A 21,490-nucleotide genomic window follows, 5' to 3' on the forward strand; every position below is an offset into this window, starting at 1 on the left:
TCAGAGAACAACATGGCGCTTTTCAATACAGCTCAGCCTATTAACACGTCGCGACGTAAAATCGCGGTCGTTGTCGCCACAGCGGTTGCCGGCATGTCTGCTTATGCGCATGCGGCCGAAGCCCCGAAAAAAGAAGAAACCATTACGGTAACAGCAGCACCTGCGGCACAGGAAAGTGCCTGGGGGCCTGCTGCGACCATCGCCGCAAGGCAATCCGCGACCGGGACCAAAACGGATACCCCGATTCAGAAGGTTCCTCAGTCTATTTCTGTGGTCACGGCCGAAGAGATGGCGCTGCATCAGCCGCGCTCGGTGAAAGAAGCCCTGAGCTACACGCCGGGCGTTGCGGTAGGCACGCGCGGCGCGTCTAACACCTATGACTATTTGATTATTCGCGGCTTCGCGGCCGATGGTCAGACGCAGAATAACTACCTCGACGGCATGAAAATGCAGGGGAACTTCTATAACGACGCGGTGATTGATCCTTATATGCTGGAGCGCGCCGAGATCTTGCGCGGTCCGGTTTCCGTTCTGTACGGCAAAAGCAGCCCAGGCGGGTTGCTGAACATGGTAAGCAAGCGCCCAACAACCGAGCCGCTGAAAGAGATCCAGTTCAAAGTCGGCACGGATAGCCTGTTCCAGACCGGGTTCGACTTTAGCGATGCAATCGACGATGACGGCGTTTACTCTTACCGCTTAACGGGCGTGGCGCGTTCGAATAATTCCCAGCAGGAAGGTAAAGGCGAGCAGCGTTACGCCATCGCGCCATCTTTCTCCTGGCGTCCGGATGATAAAACCACCTTCACGTTCCTCTCCTACTTCCAGAACGAGCCTGAAACGGGCTATTACGGCTGGCTGCCAAAAGAGGGGACGGTTGATCCGCTGCCGAACGGCGATCGTCTGCCGACGAACTTCAACGAAGGTGCGAAGAACAATACCTATTCCCGTAACCAGAAAATGGTGGGATACAGCGTCGATCACGAATTCAACGACACCTTTACCGTGCGTCAGAACCTGCGCTATGCGCAGAATAAGACCTCGCAAAACAGCGTTTACGGCTACGGTATGTGTTCCGATCCGCTCTATTCGAGTAATCCGGCATCCAGCCCTTGCGCGAGCGTTCCTCAGTCGCAGTGGGGCCATACGCTGACTCGTCAGTATGTTATTGATAACGAGAAGCTGGAAAACTTCACTGTTGATACGCAGCTGCAAAGCAAGTTCGCGACGGGCTCACTCGATCATACTCTGCTGACGGGTGTGGATTTCATGCGCATGCGTAATGACATCGACTCGTGGTTCGGCTATGCCGGTTCCGTTGCGCCATCTGATATCTATAACCTCGATCGCAGCGATTTCGATTTCGGTTCACATCCTGGACCGTCAGGTGCCTATCAGGTGCTGAACAAGCAAAAACAGACCGGCGTTTACGCTCAGGATCAAATTGAGTGGGACAAAGTCCTGGTAACCCTGGGCGGTCGTTATGACTGGGCCGATCAGGAATCCTACAACCGCGTGACGAACACCACCTCCAAACGTGATGATACCCAGTTCACCTGGCGCGGTGGCGTTAACTATCTGTTTGATAACGGCGTAACTCCGTACTTTAGCTACAGCGAATCGTTTGAACCGGCTTCGCAGAGCGATGCCCAGGGCAAGCTGTTCGCGCCGTCTAAAGGCAAACAGTACGAAGCGGGCGTGAAATACGTGCCGAACGATCGTCCGATCGTCGTTACCGGCGCGTTGTACCAGCTGACCAAAACCAACAACCTGATGGCGGACCCGGCGGGCTCCTTCTTCTCGGTTCAGGGCGGTGAAATCCGCGCGCGTGGCGTAGAGGTGGAAGCGAAAGCGGCCCTGTCTGCGAGCGTTAACCTGGTGGGTTCTTATACCTATACCGATGCGGAATACACCACGGACACCACCTACAAAGGCAACACGCCAGCTCAGGTGCCAAAACACATGGCATCGTTGTGGGGCGATTACACCCTGTTTGACGGTGCGCTGTCTGGCCTGACGCTGGGTACCGGCGTGCGTTACACCGGCTCAAGCTATGGCGATCCGGCGAACTCCTTCAAGGTGGGCAGCTACACCGTTGTCGATGCGCTGGTCAGATACGATCTGGCACGCGTTGGCATGGCGGGCTCAAACGTGGCGCTGCACGTGAACAACCTGTTCGATCGCGAGTACGTTGCCAGCTGCTTCAATACCTACGGCTGCTTCTGGGGTGCTGAACGTCAGGTTGTTGCCACCGCGACCTTCCGCTTCTAATCTCTCTTCGGGCACGGTTCGCCGTGCCCTTTTTATTTAAGTTGGCTGATATGCAGGATATTCAAACGCAACCCGACACCACCTTTACGCTCAACCATCTCTCCTTTCGCGTACCCGGGCGCACGCTGCTGCATCCGCTCTCTCTGACGTTCCCTGCTGGTAAAGTGACGGGCCTGATTGGTCACAACGGCTCCGGTAAATCCACGCTGCTCAAGATGCTGGGGCGCCATCAGCCGCCTTCAGAGGGCGATATTCTGCTGGATGACCAACCGCTGGAGAGCTGGAGCAGTAAAGCCTTTGCCCGCAAAGTGGCCTATCTGCCGCAGCAGCTGCCGCAGGCGGAAGGGATGACGGTGCGTGAGCTGGTGGCGATTGGGCGTTATCCGTGGCACGGGGCGCTTGGGCGCTTCGGCGTCGCCGACAGAGAGAAGGTGGAAGAGGCGATTGCGCTGGTCGGGCTAAAACCGCTGGCGCACCGTCTGGTGGATAGCCTGTCCGGCGGCGAACGTCAGCGCGCGTGGATTGCGATGCTGGTGGCGCAGGACAGCCGCTGTCTGCTGCTGGATGAACCAACCTCTGCGCTGGATATTGCGCATCAGGTCGACGTCCTGGCGCTGGTGCATCGCCTGAGCCAGCAGCGTGGTCTGACGGTCATTGCGGTCCTGCACGATATCAACATGGCCGCGCGTTATTGTGACTACCTCGTCGCGCTGCGCGGGGGCGAGATGATTGCCCAGGGCACGCCGGCAGAGCTGATGCGCAGCGAGACGCTGGAACATATTTACGGTATTCCGATGGGTATTCTGCCTCACCCTGCCGGGGCTGCACCGGTGAGCTTTGTCTACTGATGCTGGATAACACACGCATTAGCCGCCGTCGTCTGCTGACGGCGATGGCGCTCTCACCGCTGCTGTTAAAAATGAATACGGCGCGTGCCGCCGCCGTCGATCCGCACCGTATTGTGGCCCTGGAGTGGCTGCCGGTCGAGCTGATGATGGCGCTTGGCGTCACGCCCTATGGCGTGGCGGACATTCCTAACTATAACCTCTGGGTGAACGAGCCGAAGCTGCCGGACTCGGTGATCGACATCGGCCTGCGTACGGAGCCAAACCTTGAACTGCTCACCCAGATGAAGCCCTCGTTCATGTTCTGGTCAGCGGGCTACGGTCCGTCAGAGGAGATCATGGCGCGCATTGCGCCAGGACGTGGATTCGCCTTCAGCGACGGTAAAAAACCGCTGGCCATGGCGAAAAACTCGATTAACGAGATGGCGCATTTCCTCAACCGCGAGGTCGAGGCCAAACAACATCTCGACGACTTTGATGCCCTGATCGACTCCCTGAAGCCGCGCTTTGCCAACCGGGGCGATCGTCCGCTGCTGATGGTGACGCTGCTGGATGCCCGCCATATGCTGGTCTTCGGTAAAAACTGCCTGTTCCAGGAAGTGCTCGACAGCTTCGGCATTCGCAATGCCTGGGAAGGGGAGATGACGTTCTGGGGCAGTACCGCCGTGGGGATCGATCGTCTGGCGGCGTTTCGCGATGTCGACGTGCTGTGCTTCGACCACGGCAACGAACGCGCCATGCAAACCCTGATGGCGACTCCGCTCTGGCAGGCGATGCCGTTTGTGCGCGAGCAACGCTTCCAGCGCGCCCCGGCGGTCTGGTTCTACGGCGCGACGCTGTCGGCCATGCATTTTGCCCGCGTGCTGGATAACTCCCTGGGAGGTAAAGCATGAGTACGCGTATCGCCCGCTTCCCGGCGCTGCTGCTATCCCTGCTTTTTCTGGTTGCGCTGGTATTAACCGGGTTCAACCTCTCGACGGCGTTACCCCGCGCGCAGTGGGGGGCCGCTCTGGCCTCGCCGGATATCGACAATATTCAGCAGATGCTGTTCCACTACAGCCTGCTGCCGCGTCTGGCGATCTCCCTTTTAGCCGGCGCCGGTTTAGGGCTGGTGGGCGTGCTGTTCCAGCAGGTTTTGCGTAACCCGCTGGCAGAGCCAACCACGCTCGGCGTCGCGACCGGCGCGCAGCTTGGGATCACCGTCACCACGCTGTGGGCGCTGCCGGGAGCGTTAACCTCGCAGTTTGCGGCACTCGCGGGGGCGTGCGTGGTGGGCGCGCTGGTCTTTGGCGTGGCCTGGGGCAAGCGCCTTTCTCCGGTAACGCTTATTCTGGCCGGGCTGGTGGTGAGCCTCTACTGTGGCGCGATTAACCAGCTGCTGGTGCTGTTCCACCACGATCAGCTGCAAAGCATGTTCCTGTGGAGTACCGGCACGCTCACCCAAACCGACTGGAGCATTGTGCAGCGCCTGTGGCCGCAGCTGGCTGGCGGTGTTGTGCTGACGCTGCTGCTCCTGCGTCCTCTGACGCTCATGGGGCTGGATGATGGCGTGCGCGTAACCTGGGGCTGGCGCTGTCGCTGGCTCGCCTGGCGGCGCTGACGCTGGCGATTGTATTAAGTGCCCTGCTGGTGAACGCGGTCGGCATCATCGGGTTTATCGGCCTGTTTGCGCCCCTGCTGGCGAAAATGCTCGGGGCGCGTCGTTTACTGACGCGTCTGATGCTGGCGCCGCTGATTGGGGCGCTGATCCTCTGGCTTTCCGATCAGCTTATTCTCTGGCTGGCGCAGGTCTGGAGGGAAGTATCCACCGGCTCTGTGACCGCGCTTATCGGGGCGCCGCTGCTGCTGTGGCTGCTCCCGCGCCTGCGCAGCATGAGCGCGCCGGCGATGGACGCGGGCGATAAAGTCTACGCTGAACGTCAGTCGGTGCTGTGGTTTAGCCTTGCCGGTCTGGCGGTGCTGATTATCGCCTCGTTCGCGGCGCTCTCATTCGGACGCGATGCCTCGGGCTGGCACTGGGCAACGGGTGATTTACTCAATGAACTGCTGCAGTGGCGCTGGCCGCGTATCTTCGCTGCGCTGATAGCAGGGGTAATGCTGGCGGTGGCGGGGTGCATAATTCAGCGTCTGACCGGCAACCCGATGGCGAGCCCTGAAGTGCTTGGGATCAGCTCTGGCGCCGCCTTTGGCGTGGTGCTGATGCTGTTCTTTGTGCCGGGCAATGCGTTTGGCTGGCTGATGCCTGCCGGCAGTATCGGCGCGGCAGCCACGCTGATGATTATCCTGATTGCCGCCGGTCGCGGCGGGTTTTCACCGCACCGCATGCTGCTGGCCGGGATGGCGCTCAGTACCGCATTTACGATGCTGCTGATGATGCTGCAAGCCAGCGGGGATCCGCGTATGGCGAAGATCCTGACCTGGATTTCCGGCTCGACGTACAACGCCACCGGCAGCCAGGTAATCTGGTCCGGGATGGTGATGCTCGTGCTGCTGGCGATGGTGCCGCTGTGCCGCCGCTGGATGACCATTCTGCCGCTCGGCGGCGAAACCGCGCGTGCGGTGGGAATGGCGCTGACGCCAGCGCGCGTGGCCTTGCTGCTGCTGGCGGCGTGCCTGACGGCTGTGGCAACCCTGACGATTGGACCGCTGAGTTTTGTCGGATTAATGGCGCCGCACATTGCCAGAATGATGGGATTCCGCCGGACGATGCCGCATATCGTGATGTCGGCCCTGACGGGCGGGGTGATGCTGGTGTTCGCGGACTGGTGCGGAAGAATGGTGCTGTTCCCTTATCAGATCCCGGCGGGTCTGCTGTCGACCTTTATCGGTGCGCCGTACTTTATTTATCTGTTGAGAAAGCAGAGCCGGTAGTCAGGTGCGGCCTGATGCCCTCACCCCGGCCCTCTCCCACGGGGAGAGGGAGAACATCGTAGGCCGGGTAAGCGTTAGCGCCACCCGGCAATGCCCTTACAGCTTCGCAAACACCTTACGCGCCGCGTCGATGGTGTTATTAATATCTTCTTCGCTGTGCGCCACGGACATAAAGCCCGCTTCGAATGCGGACGGTGCCAGGTACACGCCTTCTTCCAGCATCAGGTGGAAGAAGCGCTTGAAGCGTTCAACGTCGCACTTCACCACGTCCTGATAGCTGGTCACGGTTTTCGCATCGGTGAAGAAAATCCCGAACATGCCGCCCACGTGGTTAACCACCAGAGGGATACCGGTCTCTTCTGCGGCTTCCAGCAGACCGTTTGCCAGCTGCGTGGTCAGGTCGGTCAGGGTTTCGTGAATGCCAGGCTGAGCCACCTCGGTCAGGCAGGCAAAGCCCGCCGCCATGGCGATAGGGTTACCGGAGAGCGTGCCCGCCTGGTAAACCGGACCGGTTGGTGCCAGGGCTTCCATCACGTCCTTACGCCCACCGAATGCACCGACCGGCATGCCGCCGCCGATGATTTTGCCGAGGCAGGTCAGGTCCGGCTCGACGCCGTAGTAAGACTGGGCACCCGCCAGCGCTACGCGGAAGCCGGTCATGACTTCATCAATGATCAGCAGCGCGCCGAACTCGTCGCACAGGGCGCGCAGGCCCGGCAGGAACTCAGGCTGCGGTGGGATGCAGTTCATGTTGCCCGCAACCGGCTCAACGATGATGCAGGCGATCTCCTGCGGATACTGCTCGAACGCCGCGCGAACGGTAGCAAGATCGTTGTAGGTGCAGGTCAGGGTGTGCTTCGCGAAATCCGCCGGTACGCCAGGCGAGTTTGGCTGGCCGAACGTCAGCGCGCCGGAACCGGCTTTCACCAGCAGGCAGTCGGCGTGGCCGTGGTAGCAGCCTTCGAATTTGATGATTTTATCGCGACCGGTAAAACCGCGTGCCAGGCGGATGGCGCTCATGGTGGCTTCGGTGCCGGAGTTCACCATGCGCACCATGTCCATGGTGGGCACCAGTTCGGTCACCAGCTCCGCCATTTTCACTTCCATTTCGGTTGGCGCGCCGAAGCTCAGGCCGCGCTGGGCGGCTTCGATTACCGCGTTACGAATCGCCGGGTGGTTGTGCCCCAGCACCATCGGCCCCCAGGAACCCACATAATCGATATAGGCTTTGCCATCGACATCATACAGATACGCGCCGTCAGCACGTTCGATAAACAGCGGCGTACCGCCCACGCCGGTGAAGGCGCGCACGGGTGAGTTCACGCCACCCGGAATAAGCTCGCGGGCTGCACTGTAGAGGTTTTCAGACTTGCTCATGGCGTCGTTCCTGGTTCGTATAAAATGATTAAGCCCACTATTCTAAGTGATTCGGGGAAGGTTATGAAATTTTTAGCCGGGTAATGCTTTAAGATTTGTTAAGTAATTTTCAGGAGACGGTAGGGCAGTCTCTGGTAAAATCCTCGCGGCTTTTTGTATGACGAATAAGAACAGGACATGAAATCAGATTCTCCGTCTTTTGAAGAACAACAGTTTACGCGCGCCCAGCACCGAGTCAGTATTCGGCGGCTGCTCAATCGCGATAAAACGCCGCTGGCGATCCTGCTGGCCGCAGCCGTGGTGGGGACTCTCGCGGGGCTGATTGGCGTGGCGTTTGAAAAAGCGGTTAATGCCGTACTCAACTGGCGAGTGGGCACCGTGGCCGGTTTCGCCGACAGCGAATGGCTGGTCTGGGTTTGGGCATTCGGGCTGTCTGCGCTGTTTGCCATGGTGGGGTATTTTCTGGTGCGTAAATTCGCGCCGGAGGCGGGCGGATCGGGCATCCCGGAAATTGAAGGTGCGCTGGAGGAGCTGCGTCCGGTGCGCTGGTGGCGGGTGATTCCGGTTAAATTCATCGGCGGCATGGGGACCCTGGGCGCAGGCATGGTGCTTGGCCGGGAAGGGCCCACGGTACAGCTGGGGGGGAACGTCGGCCGCATGGTGGGCGATCTGTTTCGGATGCGAAGCGCCGAAGCGCGCCATACGCTGCTGGCAACCGGCGCGGCGGCGGGGCTTTCCGCCGCGTTTAACGCGCCGCTGGCGGGCATTTTGTTCATTATCGAAGAGATGCGCGCGCAGTTTCGCTACAACCTGATCTCGATTAAAGCGGTGTTTACCGGCGTTATTATGTCGAGCATTGTCTTTCGCATCTTTAATGGCGAGGGCGCGGTTATTGAGGTGGGTAAACTGACCAACGCGCCGGTCAACACCCTGTGGCTTTATCTGATCCTCGGCATGATTTTTGGCGTGGTGGGACCGCTGTTTAACACCTTTATCCTGCGCGCTCAGGATATGTTCCAGCGCATTCACGGCGGGAACACCATGAAATGGGTGCTGATGGGCGGTCTGCTGGGCGGAATGTGTGGCGTACTCGGGTTTATTGAGCCGAATGCCGCAGGCGGCGGGTTCGGGCTGATTCCCATTGCGGCGGCGGGGAATTTCAGCGTGGGTCTGCTGCTGTTTATGTTTATTTCAAGAGTCATCACGACGGTGCTGTGCTTCTCCTCCGGCGCGCCCGGCGGGATTTTTGCCCCGATGCTGGCGCTAGGTACGCTGCTCGGCACCGCGTTTGGTATGGCGGCTGAAGCGGGGTTTCCCGCCTATCATCTTGACGCCGGGACCTTTGCCATCGCCGGAATGGGGGCGCTGCTGGCCGCGTCCCTGCGTGCGCCGTTGACCGGGATCGTGCTGGTGCTGGAGATGACGGACAATTACCAGCTCATTTTGCCAATGATCATTACCTGTCTCGGCGCGACACTATTGGCCCAGTTCCTGGGTGGAAAACCGCTATACTCCACCATCCTTGCGCGTACCCTGGCAAAACAAGAGGCTGAGCGGGCCGCCACGCAGAATACTTGAATGAATTACCAGGGTATTAGATAATGAGATAAAGAATTGGGTGAATTTTACCCAATAGCAGTATTCATGGGAGCATAAGATGAGTGATGACGTAGTAGCTGTACCGCTCGAATTTACCGAAGCAGCAGCCAAAAAAGTGAAAGTCCTGATTGCCGACGAAGACAATCCGGATCTGAAACTGCGTGTCTATATTACCGGTGGCGGCTGCAGCGGCTTCCAGTATGGTTTTACCTTTGACGATCAGGTTAACGATGGCGATATGACTATCGAGAAACAGGGCGTCGCGCTGGTGGTTGACCCGATGAGCCTGCAATATCTGGTGGGTGGTTCGGTGGATTACACCGAAGGTCTGGAAGGTTCGCGCTTTGTGGTCACTAACCCGAATGCGACAAGCACCTGCGGGTGTGGTTCTTCGTTCAGTATTTAAGAAGGTGCGGGCTGATGCCCTCACCCCGGCAAAACGCTAAAAACGGTAACCTGGTGGTTACCGTTTTGCATTTACCTGCCATTCTCATCCAGCGCAAACGTCGGCAGCTTCAGGTGCCAGCGTATCGCCGCTAAACGTATCACCAGCGTCACGACCATCCCCAGCATCGCGGCATTTTCCAGCGGGAGGGCAAAGGTGTAGTACGCGGTCGCGTGAACAATCCCGCCCACAATGCAGGCCGTTGCGTAAATTTCAGTACGCAGGATCATCGGCACTTCACGCGCCAGAATGTCGCGAATGATCCCACCGCCCACGCCGGTTAGTACGCCCATACAGATTGCCACCATTGGACCGGTACCCGCATTAAACGCCTTATTGACGCCAATACCGACAAACACGGCCAGACCGACGGCATCCAGTACCGGCAATATCCATTTTGGTAATCTGCGGGGCTGGCGAACCAGCACAATGGTTAACAGGCAGGTGACCATCGCGACCACCAGATCGGTAGGATCTTTCACCCAAAACACCGGGCCATTTGCCAGCGCCATATCGCGGATAGTCCCGCCGCCGACGGCGGTCACGACGCCAAGCACCAGCACGCCAAACGGATCCATGCGTAGTTTTCCGGCGAGCAGGACGCCGGAGATAGCAAAAACGGCTGTGCCAAGAATATCCAGCCAATAAACGAGCATCGTTAAATCCTCGAAAAGGGTCTTATGTTAATGACTCTCTGCCAGCGCGGCACAGAGCTGTTTTGCGGCGAGGATAATACGCGGGCTGGCGCGTTCAAACCAGTCGCTGTTGAGGGGTATTACCGGTATTTTTAGCTGCTTTTGCCAGAATTGCTCAATTTTGGGAATTTCACTCGCATTTCCGACCACGACGATGGCCTGCGGCTGGCGCGCCAGAACCTGTTCACGGCTGACCTGAGGCCACGGCACCCGGCTGGCAGCAAAGATATTTTCACCGCCACAGACTTCCAGCACCTGGTTCTGAATCGACCCTTTTCCGGTGGTGAACAGCGGCTGGCTGCCAAACTGCAGGAAGATGCGCTTTTTCACAGGGGTATCGTATCGGGATTTCAGCGCGGCATAGTCGCTCAGCATCTGTTTCGCCGCAGCCTCGGCTTTTTTGGGCGTAGGGCTATAGGGTGCCAGGGCGCGTAGCGCCTGAGCGACCTGCTCAATGCTGACGGCATCAATCCACATCACTTTTATGCCAAGCGAGGTGAGCTGGTTGACCTGCCGCTCGGCGTTGCCGCCGCGCCAGGCCAGCACGAGATCCGGTTTAAGCGCCACGATGCGCTCAAGGTTCATCCCCTGCCAGGTTGCCACTTGTTCAATATCCGCAGCTTGCGGTGGGTAATCCGAATAGCTACTCACGCCAACGGGCGTGATTCCGGCGGCAAACGCCAGTTCCGTATTCGCGGGAGAGAGCGTAATCACACGCGGTACAGCATAGAGCCACAGCGGTGCGAGAAGAAGCAGGGCGGCCAGCGCCCTGACGGTATGTTTAGCCACGTGCCAGATTCTGCACCAGGCGTTCCACCATCACGGTGGACTGTTTTGCCGCAACGGTCAGGAACTCGTCGAAGCTGATGTGGGACTGCTGGTCTGCCACGTCAGAGATGGCGCGAACCACCACGAACGGAACGCTGAAGTTATGGCAAACATGAGCGATAGCGGTCGCTTCCATCTCAACGGCCACCGCCTGAGGGAAGTTATGGCGGATTTTCGCCAGCCCAACGGAGCCGTTGATGAAGGCATCACCGCTGACAATCAGACCGCGTACCGCGTTGAGGTTGAGTTCTGCGATGCAGGTCTCTGCTGCCGCAATCAGCTTGTCGTCAGCTTTAAAGCCAGCAGGGCAGCCCGGAAGCTGACCGTACTCGTAACCGAACGCGGTGACGTCGGCGTCGTGGTAACGCGCTTCGTCGGAGACAACGATATCACCCACTTTCAGCGTCGGCGCCAGGCCGCCCGCAGAGCCGGTATTCACGATCACGTCGGGCTTGCAGCGCTCAAGCAGCAGGGTTGCACCCAGCGCAGCAGCCACTTTACCGATGCCTGATTTCAGCAGAGCCACGTCAACGCCGTTCAGCTGGCCGGTGTAGATCTCACAACCACCCAGGGAGAGCGTCTGACGGTTCTCAATTTTGTCACGCAGCAGCGTAACTTCTTCTTCCATTGCACCAATAATGCCGATTTTCATAGATTTACTCGCGATGTGCCTTGTTAAGATGCATAGTCTATCATGCGGTTAAGGGGAAACGCATTCTCACGCGGGGGAGCACATGGCACCAATCGATTTTCGCACCAAAATTAACTGGCACCGACGTTTCCGTTCGCCGCAGGGCGACAAGAGCGAACATGAGATCCTGCGTATCTTCGAAAGCGATCGCGGGAGGATCATTAACTCGCCCGCTATCCGGCGCTTGCAGCAAAAGACCCAGGTATTCCCGCTGGAGCGTAACGCCGCGGTGCGCACCCGTTTAACCCACTCCATGGAAGTGCAGCAGGTCGGGCGCTACATTGCCAAAGAGATTTTGAGCCGTCTCAAAGAGCAGCGTCTACTGGAAACCTATGGTCTGGATGAGCTGACGGGGCCCTTCGAGAGCATCGTGGAGATGGCCTGCCTGATGCATGACATCGGCAACCCGCCTTTCGGCCATTTTGGTGAGGCGGCGATCAACGACTGGTTTAAGCAGCGGCTTTATCCTACGGATGCGGTAAGCCAGCCCCTCAGCGATGACCGCTGCATCGTACGCGATTTACGCCTGCGTGAAGGTGAAGAGGGGCTGAACGATCTGCGTCGCAAAGTGCGCCAGGATTTGTGTCACTTCGAGGGCAACGCGCAGGGGATCCGGCTGGTCCATTCCCTGATGCGCATGAACCTGACCTGGGCGCAGGTCGGCTGCATTCTGAAATATACCCGCCCCGCGTGGTGGATGGGGGAGACGCCCGCGTCCCACAGTTATTTAATGAAAAAACCGGGCTATTACCTTTCCGAAGAGGCCTATATTGAACGGCTACGTAAAGAACTTTCATTGACGCCAAACGGCCGCTTTCCATTGACCTGGATTATGGAAGCCGCCGATGATATTTCCTATTGCGTGGCCGATCTGGAAGATGCCGTTGAGAAAAGAATCTTCAGCGTCGAGGAGCTTTATCAGCATCTTCATGCGGCCTGGGGTGCCCATGAAAAAGGCTCGCTGTTTGCGCAGGTTGTCGAAAATGCCTGGGAAAAATCGCGCTCAAATACATTAAGCCGCAGTACGGAAGACCAGTTCTTTATGTATTTGCGGGTCAATACATTAAATAAACTGGTGCCGTATGCGGCGTCGCGCTTTATTGATAATTTGCCGCTAATCTTCAGCGGGGAATTCAACCACGCGCTGCTGGAAGATGACAGCAGCTTCAGTCAACTCCTTGAGCTTTATAAACATGTGGCGATGCGGCATGTATTTAGCCATCCGGATGTCGAGCAGCTGGAACTGCAGGGCTACCGGGTAATCAGTGGGTTACTGGAAATTTATTCTCCGTTGCTCCAGCTGTCGGTCGACGAGTTCAGCGAGCTGGTGGAACACGAGCGCGTGCGCAGAATACCTATCGAATCGCGGCTTTATCAGAAACTCTCGACCCGGCATCGTCTGGCGTATGTTGAAGCGATTGGCAAGCTTGATCGCCACTCTTCCCAATGGCCGGTGATGGAATATTATTATCGCTGCCGTCTTATCCAGGACTATATCAGCGGCATGACGGATTTGTATGCCTGGGATGAATACCGCAAGCTGATGGCGGTGGAATAATCCCGGAGTTTTGTAAAGACGGCCAATAAATTTTTACCTTTTCCATAAACTTATCGCCGGAACTAAGCGGTATAAAACGAATCTGAGTTACACAGCAATTTTGCGTTACCTGTAAATCGAGATTGAGAAACATGAAAAAAACCACATTAGCAATGAGTGCACTGGCTCTGAGTTTAGGTTTAGCGCTGTCTCCTCTGACTGCTACTGCAGCCGAGACCGCGTCGTCGGCAGCAACCGCGCAGCAGATGCCAAGCCTGGCACCGATGCTCGAAAAAGTGATGCCATCGGTGGTGAGTATTAACGTTGAGGGCAGTACGACCGTCAATACGCCGCGTATGCCGCGTAACTTCCAGCAGTTCTTCGGCGACAACTCGCCGTTTTGCCAGGACGGTTCGCCATTCCAGAGTTCACCGTTCTGTCAGGGCGGTGGTGCAGGGGATGACAGCCAGGGCGGCGGCCAGCAGCAGAAATTCATGGCGCTTGGCTCGGGTGTAATTATTGATGCGGCGAAAGGCTATGTCGTCACCAACAACCACGTTGTCGATAACGCTAACAGCATTAAGGTTCAGCTGAGCGATGGCCGCAAGTTCGATGCGAAAGTGGTGGGTAAAGACCCGCGCTCCGACATCGCGCTGATCCAGATCCAGGATCCGAAAAACCTGACGGCGATTAAAATTGCCGACTCCGACGCGCTGCGCGTGGGCGACTACACCGTGGCGATCGGTAACCCGTTCGGTCTGGGTGAAACCGTGACATCCGGTATCGTCTCTGCGCTGGGTCGTAGCGGCCTGAACGCGGAAAACTACGAAAACTTCATCCAGACGGATGCGGCGATCAACCGCGGTAACTCCGGCGGTGCGCTGGTGAACCTGAACGGTGAGCTGATCGGTATTAACACAGCGATCCTGGCACCGGACGGCGGCAACATCGGGATCGGCTTTGCTATCCCAAGCAACATGGTGAAAAACCTGACCGCGCAGATGGTGCAGTATGGCCAGGTGAAACGCGGCGAGCTGGGTATCCTCGGGACTGAGCTGAACTCCGAGCTGGCTAAGGCGATGAAAGTTGACGCCCAGCGCGGGGCATTCGTCAGCCAGGTGATGCCGAATTCCTCCGCGGCGAAAGCGGGCATTAAAGCGGGGGATGTGATCACCTCCCTGAACGGTAAGCCGATCAGCAGCTTTGCCGCCCTGCGTGCCGAAGTGGGCTCAATGCCGATTGGCAGCAAAGTGACCCTCGGCCTGCTGCGCGACGGTAAGCCGGTTAACGTGAGCCTGGAGCTGCAGCAGAGCAGCCAGAATCAGGTGGATTCCAGCACGATCTTCAGCGGCATTGAAGGTGCCGAGATGAGCAATAAAGGCGCAGATAAAGGCGTGGTGGTGAACAACGTGAAAGCGAATTCACCGGCAGCCCGTATCGGCCTGAAAAAAGGCGATGTGATCATGGGCGCTAACCAGCAGCCGGTGAAAAATATCGCTGAACTGCGCAAGATCCTCGACAGCAAGCCTTCCGTGCTGGCGCTGAATATCCAGCGTGGTGACACCTCGCTTTATCTGCTGATGCAGTAATCCTCTAAAGCCCCTGTTCGCAGGGGCTTTCTCTTTTCTGTGATTCTTGCCACAACTCCATACTTCTCCCTCTCTCTTTGTGCATTCGCACAATGCAGCCGTCGCTGAACTTCCCTATGCTTGAGCTCTGCTCACGGGAGGGTTCTATGGCTGGCTGGCATCTTGATACCAAAATGGCACAGGATATCGTGGCGCGCACCATGCGCATCATTGATACCAATATCAACGTGATGGATGCACGCGGGCGCATTATTGGCAGCGGCGATCGCGAGCGTATTGGGGAATTGCACGAAGGTGCGCTGCTGGTGCTTTCCCAGGGGCGGGTGGTGGATATCGACGATGCGGTAGCGAAACACCTGCACGGCGTCCGTCAGGGCATCAATTTACCGCTGCGCCTTGAAGGCGAGATTGTGGGGGTAATCGGCCTGACCGGCGAGCCGGAGTCACTGCGTAAATACGGCGAGCTGGTCTGTATGACGGCAGAGATGATGCTGGAGCAGTCGCGCCTGATGCACCTGCTCGCCCAGGACAGCCGCCTGCGTGAAGAGCTGGTGATGAACCTTATTCAGGCGGAAGAGCATACGCCTGCGCTCAGCGAATGGGCGCAGCGTCTGGGGATCGATCTGAACCAGCCGCGCGTGGTGGCGGTCATTGAGGTCGATAGCGGCCAGCTTGGCGTAGACAGCGCGATGGCCGAACTGCAGCAGCTGCAAAATGCGCTGGCGACGCCGGAGCGCGATAACCTGGTGGCGATCGTATCTCTGACGGAAATGGTGGTGCTCAAACCGGCGCTCAACGCGTTCGGCCGCTGGGATGCGGAAGATCATCGTCGTCGCGTTGATCTGCTTATCTCCCGGATGAAGGAGAATGGTCAGCTGCGTTTTCGCGTTGCGCTGGGCAACTACTTTACCGGGCCGGGCAGTATCGCCCGCTCCTGGCGTACCGCGCGCACCACCATGATGGTGGGCAAGCAGCGGATGCCGGAGAGCCGCAGTTATTTCTATCAGGATTTGATGCTGCCGGTGCTGCTCGACAGCCTGCGCGGAGGCTGGCAGGCCAATGAGCTGGCGCGGCCATTAGCGCGTCTGAAAGCCATGGACAACAACGGCCTGCTGCGCCGGACGCTGCAGGCGTGGTTCCGCCATAACGTGCAGCCGCTGGCGACCTCGAAGGCGCTGTTTATTCACCGCAATACTCTGGAGTATCGGTTAAACCGGATTTCGGAGCTGACGGGGCTGGACCTGGGGAATTTCGACGACAGGCTGCTGCTGTATGTGGCGCTGCAGCTGGACGAGCAGAGATGACTGAGTGCGGTCTGGTGCCCTCACCCCATCCCTCTTCCTGTACGGTCCGGGGACATAGTGAACACTTGTTCGGGGACATGGTAGACACTTACAACTAAGGCATAAGAACCCGTTTATGGAGTCGCTTATGCCCTGGGATGCGAGAGATACCATGTCATTACGTACCGAGTTTGTTTTGTTCGCCTCGCAGGACGGGGCGAACATTCGTTCCCTCTGCCGTCACTACGGTATTTCACCTGCCACAGGCTACAAGTGGCTTCGCCGCTGGGCTCAGGAAGGTGCCGCCGGCCTTCAGGACCGCCCGCGCATACCGCACCATTCCCCGAACCGCTCATCTGACGACATCACAGCCCTGCTGCGCATGGCGCATGACCGCCATGAGCGCTGGGGCGCACGCAAGATAAAGCGCTGGCTCGAGGACCAGGGGCACCGCATGCCCGCCTTCAGCACCGTCCATAGCCTGATGGCCCGCCATGGTCTGCTGCCGGGCGCTTCACCGGGCATTCCCCCCACGGGACGGTTCGAACATGACGCGCCGAACCGCCTCTGGCAGATGGATTTTAAGGGCCACTTTCCCTTTGGCGGCGGCCGCTGCCATCCGCTCACCCTGCTGGACGACCACTCCCGTTTTTCCCTGTGCCTGGCGCACTGTACCGATGAACGGCGCGAGACCGTGCAGCAGCAGCTGGTCAGCGTGTTTGAGCGTTACGGCCTGCCGGACCGGATGACGATGGACAACGGCTCACCGTGGGGCGACACCACCGGCACCTGGACGGCGCTGGAGCTGTGGCTGATGCGCCACGGTATCCGGGTGGGGCACTCCCGGCCTTATCATCCGCAGACGCAGGGCAAGCTGGAGCGTTTTCACCGCAGCCTGAAGGCGGAAGTACTGCAGGGAAAATGGTTCGCAGACAGCGGTGAGCTGCAGCGCGCCTTCGACCACTGGCGGACGGTCTATAACCTTGAACGCCCGCACGAGGCGCTGGATATGGCGGTACCGGGCTCGCGGTATCAGCCGTCAGCGCGGCAGTACAGCTGCACCACAACGCCCCCGGAATACGACGAGGGCGTGATGGTCAGGAAGGTGGATATCAGCGGAAAGCTGAGCGTGAAAGGGGTAAGTCTGAAGGCAGGCAAGGCGTTCAGGGGAGAACGGGTCGGGCTGAAGGAGATGCAGGAAGACGGCAGCTACGAGGTGTGGTGGTACAGCACGAAAGTGGGGGTGATCGACCTGAAGAAAAAGTCGATCACCATGGGTAAAGGATGATAAAAAGTGTTCACCATGTCCCCGAACACCTGTCTACCATGTCCCCGGACTGTACACTTCCACGGGGAGAGGGCGCAAACACTAAAAACGGCAATCAAGGATTGCCGTTTTGCTTTTATTTCCGCGTTAATTTCTCAAGATCCGCTTCAATCTCGCTGATCTTATTCGTTACAACGCTTTCAAGGTGACGCAGATCGTCAAGGATCTTACGCTTGAGATCGACTTCGGTGCGGTCGCGCTGGCAGATCTGATCGAGTTCATCGATCACATAGCGCAGGTTAGGGCTGATTTCCTGTACTTCTTTGTATCCCTGTCCTACACCGTCAGCGACAACGGTCTTACGCTGGCGTGGATATTTAAACTTCACGCTTTTGGCGAAAAACTCTCCTTTGTCCTTGTGAAAATAGATTTTCAGAATATCGTTATTGGCTTCCTGACGGAGGCTGTAACGATCAATTTCATCAGGATTGGTAATGCCCAGACTTTTCAGATTATCGTACATAGCGGTACCCTTGATCTCAACATAACCTTTGAATAATTAACGAAAAAATCTATTTTCGCCACCCTCAGATATAAAAAAAGCGGGGTTGCCCCCGCTTTTTGTTATACCCGATTAATCGATGGTGCGCAGCAATTCGTTGATGCCCACTTTACCGCGCGTTTTCGCATCCACCTTCTTCACGATAACCGCACAGTACAGGCTGTATTTGCCATCTTTTGACGGCAGGTTGCCGGAAACCACCACGGAGCCCGCCGGAACGCGACCGTAGTGAACTTCGCCGGTTTCACGGTCGTAAATACGGGTGCTCTGACCGATGTAAACGCCCATGGAGATCACGGAGCCTTCTTCAACGATCACGCCTTCAACCACTTCAGAGCGCGCGCCGATGAAGCAGTTGTCTTCGATGATGGTCGGGTTGGCCTGCAGTGGCTCCAGAACACCACCGATGCCCACGCCGCCGGACAGGTGAACGTTTTTACCGATCTGCGCGCATGAACCGACCGTCGCCCAGGTGTCAACCATGGTGCCTTCGTCAACGTAGGCACCGATGTTCACGTAGGATGGCATCAGCACGGTGTTGCGCGCGATGAATGCGCCCTGACGCACTGCCGCAGGCGGAACCACGCGGAAGCCTTCTTTCTGGAAACGCGCTTCGTCGTAGTCAGCGAATTTCATAGGGACTTTATCGAAGTAGCGGCTTTCAGCTCCGTCGATAACCTGGTTATCGTTGATACGGAAAGAGAGCAGCACGGCTTTCTTCAGCCATTGATGAGTGACCCACTGACCGTCGATTTTTTCTGCCACGCGCAGCGCGCCGGAATCCAGAAGGGAAATCACCTGGTTTACCGCTTCACGGGTCACGGTATCCACATTTGCCGGGGTAATGTCGGCGCGACGCTCAAAAGCGGACTCAATAACGTTCTGTAACTGCTGCATTGTTTACTCTTTCCATTTCACTAAAAAACATATCACCCTTTATCGTTTGGATTGAGGGCTGCTGTCAACCGTTGTTGCACTTCAAGCTGCAGGGCATTATTAAGGGCACGCCGGTCCGCCGTCGCGATTATAAATAAATCTTCTACTCGCTCGCCAATCGTTGTAATTCGGGCCCCATGGAGCGAAATTCCCAGATCGGCAAAAACCTGGCCGACGCGGGCGAGCAGCCCCGGCTGGTCGAGCGCGATCAGCTCCAGGAACGATTTACGGTCGGTGTGGGTCGGCAGGAAATTGACCTCGGTATCGACGGTGAAGTGGCGCAGTTTCGCCGGCTGGCGACGCGGCTGCGGGGGCTGCCAGCTGCGCTGGGTAATCGCCTGTTCCAGACCAAAACGTATCCCTTCATGCCTGTCCGACGAGAGCGGGCTGCCGTCCGGCTCAAGCACGATAAAGGTATCCATCGCCATACCGTCGCGGGTAGTGAAAATCTGCGCGTCGTGTACGCTCAGGTTACGCCTGTCCAGCTCGGCGCAGACCGCAGCAAACAGATAAGGCCGGTCAGGGCTCCAGATGAAAATCTCCGTCCCGCCGCGGGTGGCCTGCGGGCTCAGGAGGATCATCGGCTGGGACAGATCGTGCTTCAGCAGGTGCCGCGCGTGCCACGCAAGCTGGTTTGGGCTGTGGCGGACAAAATAGTTGGCGCGGCAGCGGGCCCAAATCTGATGCAGCGCCTCTTCATCAATGTTGTCCATCCGCAGCAGCGCCAGCGCCTGCAGCTGGTGATGACGCACGCGCTCGCGCATGTCCGGGGTGTTTTGCATCCCGCGACGCAGCTGTTTTTCGGTAGCGAAGTACAGCTCGCGCAGCAGGCTCTGCTTCCAGCTGTTCCACAGCGTTTCGTTGGTGGCGCAGATATCGGCCACCGTCAGGCAGACCAGATAGCGCAGACGGTTTTCCGTCTGAACCACTTCCGCGAACTGCTTGATCACCTCAGGATCCTGAATGTCACGACGCTGTGCGGTGACCGACATCAGCAGGTGATGGCGTACCAACCAGGCCACCAGCTGCGTTTCACGCGAGTTCAGACCGTGCAGCTCGGCAAATTTCAGCACGTCCTGCGCGCCCAGCACCGAATGGTCACCGCCGCGACCTTTGGCGATATCGTGGAACAGGGCGGCAATCAGGATCAATTCCGGATGGGTCAGGCGTGGCCACAGCTCTACGCACAGCGGGTGGCGGGAGCGCGTCTCTTCTTTCGCAAAGCTTTCCAGCTTGAGCATCACCCGGATCGTGTGTTCATCCACCGTGTAGGCGTGGAACAGATCGAACTGCATTTGCCCGACAATGTGCGACCACTGCGGCATATAGGCCCACAGCACGCTGTGGCGGTGCATCGGCAGCAGCCCGCGGCTGACGGCGCCCGGATGGCGGAGCATGCTCAGGAACAGCGAGCGCGCTTCCGGGATATAGCACAGCGGCTGCGTCAGATGACGGCGCGCATGGCGCAGATGGCGCAGGGTGGTGGAGTAGATCCCGGTGATGGTGCTGTTGCGCACCATGGTATAGAACATCCGCAGAATCGCTTCCGGCTCGCGGATAAACAGCGTTTCGTCGCGCAGATCGATAAGCGTGCCGCGCAGCTGGAATTCGTCATCAATCGGGCGCGGTTTCTCATCCGCCGTCAGGGCCAGAATGGCCTCGTCGAACAGCTGCAACAGCATCTGGTTCAGCTCGGTCACCCGGCGGGTGACGCGGAAGAAATCCTTCATCATGTGTTCAACCGGCTCGTTGCCTTCGCCCTGATAATTCAGGCGCTGCGCCACGCTGAGCTGGCGGTCAAACAGCAGACGGTTATCGTAGCGGGTGACTTCCAGATGCAGGGCAAATCGGATGCGCCACAGCAGATGCAGGCACTCGTTAAGCTCGTTACGCTCTGCCTCGGTTAAGAAGCCGAAGCCGACCATCTCGTCCATCGAGGTGGCGCCAAAATGGCGGCGGGCGACCCACTGCAGGGTGTGGATGTCGCGCAGGCCGCCGGGGCTGCTTTTTATATCGGGCTCAAGATTATAGCTGGTGCCGTGATAGCGCTGGTGGCGCTGGTTTTGCTCCTCGACCTTCGCGGCGAAGAACTTTTCTGACGGCCAGAAGCCGTCGCTGAAGATGTGCTTTTGCAGCTCCAGAAACAGCGCGACGTCGCCAATCAGGAGGCGAGTTTCAATCAGGTTGGTGGCGACGGTCAGGTCCGATAACCCTTCCAGCAGACACTCTTCCAGGGTGCGCACGCTGTGGCCGACCTCCAGCTTCACGTCCCAGAGCAGCGTCAGCAGTTCGCCAATTTTTTGCGCCTGTTCGTCCGGCAGCTTTTTGCGGCTTAAGATCAGCAGATCGATATCGGAAAGCGGATGCAGCTCGCCGCGGCCATAGCCCCCGACGGCAACCAGCGCAACATCACTGATTTGCCCAAACCCGTAATCGATCCACAGGCGCTGCAGCAGCTGGTCGATAAATTCGGTGCGCGCTTCAATGAGCTGCTCGGCCGACACGCCCGCGTCGAACGCGCTGCCCAGCCAGCGATGGAAAACATCCATATGGGCTTTAATATGCGCGCAGGTCAGCTCGTGCGACGGCCAGACGCCCGGGTTATCGGGCTGGTCGGGAAGGGTGGGAAGTGCTGTGTTAGCATACTGTTCGGGTAAAAGATTACTCATCGTGCGCCACCCATAAGAAAAAGCTATA

The 21,490-nt window shown here is 58.1% G+C and carries 15 protein-coding genes and 2 pseudogenes; 10 read left to right on the top strand and 7 right to left on the bottom strand.

Going from position 1 to position 21,490, the window contains the following annotated elements; all coding sequences use genetic code 11:
- Positions 1-12 precede the first annotated feature (12 nt).
- The 4 genes and pseudogenes from fhuA (at position 13) to fhuB (ending at position 5,984) form a co-directional block, all read left to right on the top strand.
- Positions 13-2,268: a ferrichrome porin FhuA gene (gene fhuA / locus AC2TE5_RS04000; RefSeq protein WP_159515548.1), complete on the top strand. Its 2,256-nt coding sequence runs from the start codon at positions 13-15 to the stop codon at positions 2,266-2,268.
- A 50-nt stretch (positions 2,269-2,318) separates the two neighbouring features.
- Positions 2,319-3,116 (top strand): Fe3+-hydroxamate ABC transporter ATP-binding protein FhuC, encoded by a 798-nt coding sequence (gene fhuC / locus AC2TE5_RS04005; RefSeq protein ID WP_033144663.1) that lies wholly within the window; start codon positions 2,319-2,321, stop codon positions 3,114-3,116.
- Positions 3,116-4,006: a Fe(3+)-hydroxamate ABC transporter substrate-binding protein FhuD gene (gene fhuD / locus AC2TE5_RS04010; protein WP_484612698.1), complete on the top strand. Its 891-nt coding sequence runs from the start codon at positions 3,116-3,118 to the stop codon at positions 4,004-4,006. The genes fhuC and fhuD overlap by 1 nt, the downstream gene beginning before the upstream one ends.
- Positions 4,003-5,984: pseudogene (gene fhuB, locus AC2TE5_RS04015) on the top strand (Fe(3+)-hydroxamate ABC transporter permease FhuB). Before fhuD ends, fhuB begins: the two are co-directional and overlap by 4 nt.
- A 96-nt stretch (positions 5,985-6,080) precedes the next feature.
- On the opposite strand, the gene hemL reads toward fhuB, so the two are convergent.
- Positions 6,081-7,361, bottom strand: coding sequence for a glutamate-1-semialdehyde 2,1-aminomutase (gene hemL, locus AC2TE5_RS04020; protein WP_484612699.1), 1,281 nt, complete (start codon positions 7,359-7,361; stop codon positions 6,081-6,083).
- Between the two features lie 177 nt (positions 7,362-7,538).
- Between hemL and clcA the strand changes: the two genes are divergently transcribed.
- Entirely contained in the window at positions 7,539-8,939 is a 1,401-nt protein-coding gene (gene clcA / locus AC2TE5_RS04025) for a H(+)/Cl(-) exchange transporter ClcA (RefSeq protein ID WP_484612700.1), read from the top strand.
- A gap of 79 nt (positions 8,940-9,018) precedes the next feature.
- Complete coding sequence (gene erpA / locus AC2TE5_RS04030) at positions 9,019-9,366, top strand: iron-sulfur cluster insertion protein ErpA (protein ID WP_063145182.1); 348 nt, start codon at positions 9,019-9,021, stop codon at positions 9,364-9,366.
- Positions 9,367-9,437: 71 nt separating this feature from the next.
- Here erpA and AC2TE5_RS04035 read toward each other — a convergent pair whose 3' ends face one another.
- The 3 genes from AC2TE5_RS04035 to mtnN are packed head-to-tail and all read right to left on the bottom strand — an operon-like array spanning position 9,438 to position 11,580.
- Positions 9,438-10,061, bottom strand: coding sequence for a TRIC cation channel family protein (locus tag AC2TE5_RS04035; RefSeq protein ID WP_023334566.1), 624 nt, complete (start codon positions 10,059-10,061; stop codon positions 9,438-9,440).
- A 27-nt stretch (positions 10,062-10,088) separates the two neighbouring features.
- Positions 10,089-10,889 (bottom strand): vitamin B12 ABC transporter substrate-binding protein BtuF, encoded by an 801-nt coding sequence (gene btuF / locus AC2TE5_RS04040; RefSeq protein WP_252032904.1) that lies wholly within the window; start codon positions 10,887-10,889, stop codon positions 10,089-10,091.
- Positions 10,882-11,580: a 5'-methylthioadenosine/S-adenosylhomocysteine nucleosidase gene (gene mtnN, locus AC2TE5_RS04045; protein WP_014882620.1), complete on the bottom strand. Its 699-nt coding sequence runs from the start codon at positions 11,578-11,580 to the stop codon at positions 10,882-10,884. The genes btuF and mtnN overlap by 8 nt, the downstream gene beginning before the upstream one ends.
- Before the next feature lie 82 nt (positions 11,581-11,662).
- Here mtnN and dgt point away from each other — a divergent pair, with 82 nt between their 5' ends.
- The 4 genes and pseudogenes from dgt to AC2TE5_RS04065 all read left to right on the top strand — a co-directional run.
- Complete coding sequence (gene dgt / locus AC2TE5_RS04050) at positions 11,663-13,177, top strand: dGTPase (protein ID WP_484612701.1); 1,515 nt, start codon at positions 11,663-11,665, stop codon at positions 13,175-13,177.
- Between the two features lie 131 nt (positions 13,178-13,308).
- On the top strand, positions 13,309-14,745 hold the full coding sequence (gene degP / locus AC2TE5_RS04055) for a serine endoprotease DegP (RefSeq protein WP_024907518.1): 1,437 nt from the start codon (positions 13,309-13,311) through the stop codon (positions 14,743-14,745).
- Positions 14,746-14,891: 146 nt separating this feature from the next.
- Positions 14,892-16,049, top strand: a complete 1,158-nt coding sequence (gene cdaR / locus AC2TE5_RS04060) for a DNA-binding transcriptional regulator CdaR (RefSeq protein WP_484612702.1) — start codon at positions 14,892-14,894, stop codon at positions 16,047-16,049.
- A 127-nt stretch (positions 16,050-16,176) separates the two neighbouring features.
- Positions 16,177-17,313: pseudogene (locus tag AC2TE5_RS04065) on the top strand (IS481 family transposase); the annotation flags it as partial.
- A gap of 118 nt (positions 17,314-17,431) precedes the next feature.
- Here AC2TE5_RS04065 and AC2TE5_RS04070 read toward each other — a convergent pair.
- From AC2TE5_RS04070 to glnD, 3 genes are all read right to left on the bottom strand, one after another.
- Positions 17,432-17,818 carry a DUF3461 family protein gene (locus tag AC2TE5_RS04070; protein WP_014168696.1) on the bottom strand — a complete coding sequence of 129 codons (387 nt, stop codon included), beginning with the start codon at positions 17,816-17,818 and terminating at the stop codon, positions 17,432-17,434.
- A gap of 111 nt (positions 17,819-17,929) precedes the next feature.
- The gene (gene dapD, locus AC2TE5_RS04075; RefSeq protein WP_039030312.1) at positions 17,930-18,754 is read right to left on the bottom strand and encodes a 2,3,4,5-tetrahydropyridine-2,6-dicarboxylate N-succinyltransferase; all 825 of its coding nucleotides are present in this window, start codon (positions 18,752-18,754) and stop codon (positions 17,930-17,932) included.
- Positions 18,755-18,786: 32 nt separating this feature from the next.
- Positions 18,787-21,462, bottom strand: a complete 2,676-nt coding sequence (glnD, locus tag AC2TE5_RS04080) for a bifunctional uridylyltransferase/uridylyl-removing protein GlnD (RefSeq protein WP_484612703.1) — start codon at positions 21,460-21,462, stop codon at positions 18,787-18,789.
- Positions 21,463-21,490: the final 28 nt, after the last annotated feature.

Source organism: Enterobacter sp. N5-15 (genome assembly GCF_057221635.1).